This is a genomic window from Methylobacterium sp. WL6 (assembly GCF_008040095.1).
Lineage (GTDB): Bacteria > Pseudomonadota > Alphaproteobacteria > Rhizobiales > Beijerinckiaceae > Methylobacterium.
Map to the genome: position 1 here is coordinate 1 of NZ_VRVH01000332.1, position 4,725 is coordinate 4,725.

The following is a 4,725-nucleotide window of genomic DNA, read 5'->3' on the forward strand; positions in this document are numbered from 1 at the left end:
GGCCGTGCTCGACCGCCTCGTCGCCCGCCTCGCGGCCGGTCGCGGCCTGCCGCCCGATCTCGCGGTCACGGTCCGCCGCCACGACACCGCGAACGCGGTGACGTTGCCGGGCGCGCGCGTCGTCGTGCTCTCCGAGCTGATCGCCAAGGCGCGGAGCGCCGACGAGTTCGCTGGCGTGCTGGCGCACGAGCTCGGGCACGTGGCGTTGCGCGATCCGACCCGGGCGCTGATCCAGGCCTCGGGCACGTCGTTCCTGCTCAGCCTCGTGCTCGGCGACCTCACCGGCTCCACCGTGATCGTCGCCCTCGGCCAGGCCGTGCTCTCGGCTGGCTACAGCCGCGATGCCGAGCGGGCGGCCGACGCCTATTCCGTCGCCGCGATGCGGTCGGCCGGCGGCGACGCGGCGGCGCTGGCCTCGATGCTCGAGCGGATCGCCAAGGACGAGGCGGATGCCGACCCGGCCCTCCTGCGCAGCCATCCCTTTACCCGCGAGCGTGCCGCGACGATCCGCGCCCTCGCCGGGGCCTGGGACCCCGACAGGCACATCCTGAGCGACGCCGATTGGATGCAGCTGCGCGGGATCTGCCCCGGGGCGACGGACGGGCCGGACAAGCCTGCACCGAAACCCCGTCCGAGCCAGCGACGGCGGGTCTGAGCCGGCCTTCGACCACGCCGCAAGGTCCTGCGGCCTCTTCGCAGCCGCAGCGCGTGGACATGATCGCGAAACAATACTCGCGTTCGGTGGCGCCTGAATTCATGATGCGATGATCCGGGCCGTGGCCGGATCGCGGAGACCAGATGGGCCTCGTCCAGTACGCACTGAAGTTCCGCATCACGACCTACGTGCTCGCCGTGCTGATGATGCTCGCCGGAGGCGGCGCGATCGTGGTCGCGCCCAAGGACGTGCTGCCGATCGTCGACATCCCCGTGGTCGTGGTGGTCTGGACCTATACCGGCCTGTCGACGCCGGAGATGGAGCGGCGGATCACCACCTACGCCGAGTTCTCGCTTTCGAACAACGTCAACAACATCAAGCGGATGGAGTCGACGACGCTCCAGGGCACCGCGATCCAGAAGATCTACTTCGACGGCGAGGTCAGCGTCGACCTCGCCATCACCCAGGTCGTCTCGGCAATGAACTCGATCCGCTCGGCGATGCCGCCGGGCGTGCAGCCGCCGATCGTGCTGCGGTTCTCGGCCTCCTCGGTGCCGGTGATCCAGCTCGCGCTGACCTCGACCAAGGAGAGCCTGACCAAGGTCTACGATTACGCGCAGTACCGCATCCGCCAGCGCCTCGTGCAGGTGCCGGGCTCGACGCTGCCGTCGCCGTTCGGCGGCACGCCGCGCCAGATCATGGTCGATCTCGACCTCCAGGCGCTGCGGGCGCTCGGCCTCACGGCGCTCGACGTCACCAACGCGATGACGGCGCAGAACCTCACCGTGCCCTCCGGCTTGGTCAAGATCGGCGAGCAGCAATATCCGGTCCTGCTCAACGCGACCCCGGACGCGATCGCGGCGCTGAACGAGATCCCGATCAAGGTCGTGGCCGGCCAGCCGGTGCTGGTGCGCGACGTCGCCTACGTCCGCGACGGCGGGCCGCCGCAGGTCAACATCGTGCGCTCGGACGGGCTGCATTCGGTGCTGATGCGGATCTTCAAGAACGGCACCGCCTCGACGCTGGACGTGGTCAACAACGTCAAGAAGGTGCTGCCCGAGATCCAGGCCGCCGCGCCCGACGGCATGGCGATCAAGCCGCTGTTCGACCAGTCGGTCTTCGTCTCCGCCGCGATCGAGGGCGTGATCCACGAGGCGGCGATCGCCGCCTGCCTCACCGGCCTGACGATCCTGCTGTTCCTCGGCTCATGGCGCTCGACCATCGTCGTTCTGATCTCGATCCCGCTCTCGATCCTGACCTCGCTCGCGATCCTCGCCGCGCTCGGCCAGACCATCAACGTGATGACGCTGGGCGGCCTCGCGCTCGCCGTCGGCATCCTCGTCGACGACGCGACGGTGGCGATCGAGAACACCTATCGGCTGTTCGAGGAGGGCGAGCCGTTCCGCAAATCCGTGGTCGAGGGCGCCGCCAGCATCGCGAAGCCGACGCTGATCTCGACGCTGTCGATCTGCGCCGCCTTCGTCTCGGTCTTCGCTCTGGCCGACACGCCGAAGTACCTGTTCACCCCGCAGGCGCTCGCTGTCGTGTTCGCGATGCTGACCTCGTACCTGCTCTCTCGCACCCTCGTGCCGGTGCTGATCGACGTGCTGGTCGCGCGCGAGTACGTCGAGCGACATGGCGGCGAGCACGACGCCGTCGCGCCGCCGCGGCGCGGGCGGGTGGCGCGGGCCATCGGTTGGCTCGGGCGTCCGGTGATCCACGTCGCCGGGCGTTTCCGGAACGGCTTCGAGGCGCGCTTCGAGCGCTTCCACCACGGCTATCTCGGGCTGCTCCACGTCGTGGTGCGCCGCCGCGTCGCGACGATCGCCGTCGTCCTGCTGGTGTTCCTCGGCACGGCCGGGCTGTTCACCTTCGTCGGGCGCGACTACTTCCCGCAGGTCGCCTCGAGCCAGCTCACGCTGCACCTGCGCACCCGGCCCGGCATGCGGATCGAGACCGCCGAGCAGGTCTTCGCGGCCGTCGGCGCCACGGTGCGCGAGGTGATCCCGGACGGCGAGATCGAGCAGATCCTCGACAACATCGGCCTGCCCTCGAACAACTACAACTTCGCGTTCTCGGACGGCTCCTTCGTCGGCTACAACGACGGCCAGATGCTGGTGAACCTGCGCGAGGGACACGGCGACGTCGGCGCCTACACCAAGCGCCTGCGCGAGGTGCTGCGCGAGCGCTTCCCCGACGTGATCGTCTACTTCCAGCCCTCCGACATCATCACGCAGATCCTGAACTTCGGCACGCTGGCGCAGATCGACATCCAGGTCTCGGGCCGCAACGCCGAGAAGGACCTCGCGGTCGCCCAGAACATCGTCCGCCGCCTGAAGGAGACGAAGGGCGCGGTCGACGTGCACCTGCACCAGATCGTCGGCACGCCGCAGTTTTTCGTCGACGTCGACCGCCGCCTCGCCTCGGAGCTCGGGCTGACCCAGCAGCAGGTGGCGCAGGGGCTCAACGTCTCCCTGTCGGGCTCCTTCCAGGTGACGCCGAACTTCTGGACCGACCCGAAGACCGGCATCCCGTACCAGCTCTGGGTGCAGACGCCGGAATACCGCAACGCCTCGCTCACCGACCTGCAGAACACGCCGCTGCTGGTGCGCGCCAACAGCGACCAGCCGGGCGTGCTGACCCTGCTCTCCAGCGTCTCGACCCTGCGCCGCGAGGCGACGCAGACCGTGGTCAACCACGTCAACACGGCGCCGACCTACAACATCTACGCGGCGGTGCAGGATTCCGACCTCGGCTCGGTGGCGCGGGAGATCCGCACCATCGTCGACGAGGAGCAGAAGGCGCTGCCGGTGCCCGACAAGATCACCGTGCGCGGGCAGATCGAGAACATGGACTCGGCGTTCCTGCGCCTCGGCGTCGGCCTGAGCATCGCGCTCATCGCCGTCTACCTGCTGATGGCGGTGAACTATCAGAGCTGGGGCGATCCCTTCGTGGTGCTGGCCGCCCTGCCGCTCGCCTTCTGCGGCATCGTCGCGAGCCTGTTCATCACCGGCACCACCTTCTCCATCCCGTCGCTGTTCGGCGCGATCATGTCGGTGGGCATCGCGTCCGCGAACTCGATCCTGCTCGTGACCTTCGCCCGCGAGCATCGCGAGGCGACGGGGTGCTCGGCGGTCGACGCCGCCCTGCTCGCCGGCGAGACGCGCCTGCGCCCGGTGCTGATGACGGCGGGCGCGATGTTCCTCGGCCTGATCCCGATGGCGCTCGGCACGGGCGAGGGCGGCGAGCAGAACGCCGCGCTCGCCCGCGCCGTGATGGGCGGCATCGCCTTCGGCACGCCGGCGACGCTGCTGTTCGTGCCGTTCCTCTACACGCTGCTGCGCGCGGGCAAGGTCCGGGTGCCGGAGGACTACGCCTGAGCCGACATCAGCTCGGCGACGGCACCGGGCAGGTCCGAGAAGTGCGAGATCACCCGGTCCGGCCCGAGCTGGTCGACCGGCGTGTCGGTGTAGCCGAAGGTGACCGCCACCACCGGAATGCCGGCGGCCTTGGCGGCGTCGATGTCGGCGCGGGAATCGCCGACCATCACCGCGCGCTCCCGATCGCCGCCGGCCCGCGCGATGGTCAGCGTGATGTGGCGCGGGTCGGGCTTGCTGTAGGGGAAGGTCGCGCGCCCGCAGATCGCGGCGAAACGGCCGCCGATGCCGAGCTGGTCGAGCAGGTCGACCGCGAGCCCCTCGACCTTGTTGGTGCAGACGGCCAGCCGGAAGCCCTCGGCCTCGAGCCGATCCAGCGCCTCGACCACGCCGGGATAGAGGTGCGAGCGCTCGCACAGATGCGCGCCGTAATGCTCCAGGAAGTCGCCGAACAGCGCCTCGTGCCGCTCCGGCGTCAGCTCGCGGCCGGCGGCCTCGAAGCCGCGGCGGATCAGCGCCTTGGCGCCGGCGCCGATCAGGTCACGGGCCTCCTCGAGCGCCAGTTCCGGCAGGCCTTCCCGCACGAGCAGCACGTTGAGCGTGCCGACGAGGTCGCCCGCGGTCTCGGCCAGGGTGCCGTCGAGGTCGAACACGGCGATCTTCGGCAGGGTGGGCATCGCATCTTTCCGGGGC

General features: G+C 69.8%; 3 protein-coding genes. 2 read left to right on the forward strand and 1 reads right to left on the reverse strand.

The genetic code is table 11. The features are described from left to right. Together FV230_RS24805 and FV230_RS24810 are read left to right on the forward strand one after the other, a co-directional pair. The coding region (locus FV230_RS24805; RefSeq protein WP_147844296.1) for a M48 family metallopeptidase at positions 1-655 on the forward strand (655 nt) is incomplete at its 5' end. A 143-nt stretch (positions 656-798) separates the two neighbouring features. Beyond that, on the forward strand, positions 799-4,035 hold the full coding sequence (locus FV230_RS24810; protein WP_147844297.1) for an efflux RND transporter permease subunit: 3,237 nt from the start codon (positions 799-801) through the stop codon (positions 4,033-4,035). Here the strand turns inward: FV230_RS24810 and gph are convergent. Then, the gene (gph, locus tag FV230_RS24815) at positions 4,026-4,709 is read right to left on the reverse strand and encodes a phosphoglycolate phosphatase (protein WP_147844298.1); all 684 of its coding nucleotides are present in this window, start codon (positions 4,707-4,709) and stop codon (positions 4,026-4,028) included. The two genes, FV230_RS24810 and gph, sit on opposite strands and share 10 nt — an antisense overlap. Between the last annotated feature and the right edge of the window lie 16 nt (positions 4,710-4,725).

What these genes read in the sequence shown, in the direction of transcription:
- gph (WP_147844298.1), bottom strand. Translation starts at nt 4,709, where the DNA reads ATGCCCACCCTGCCGAAGATCGCCGTGTTCGACCTCGACGGCACCCTG.
- FV230_RS24810 (WP_147844297.1), top strand. Translation starts at nt 799, where the DNA reads ATGGGCCTCGTCCAGTACGCACTGAAGTTCCGCATCACGACCTACGTG.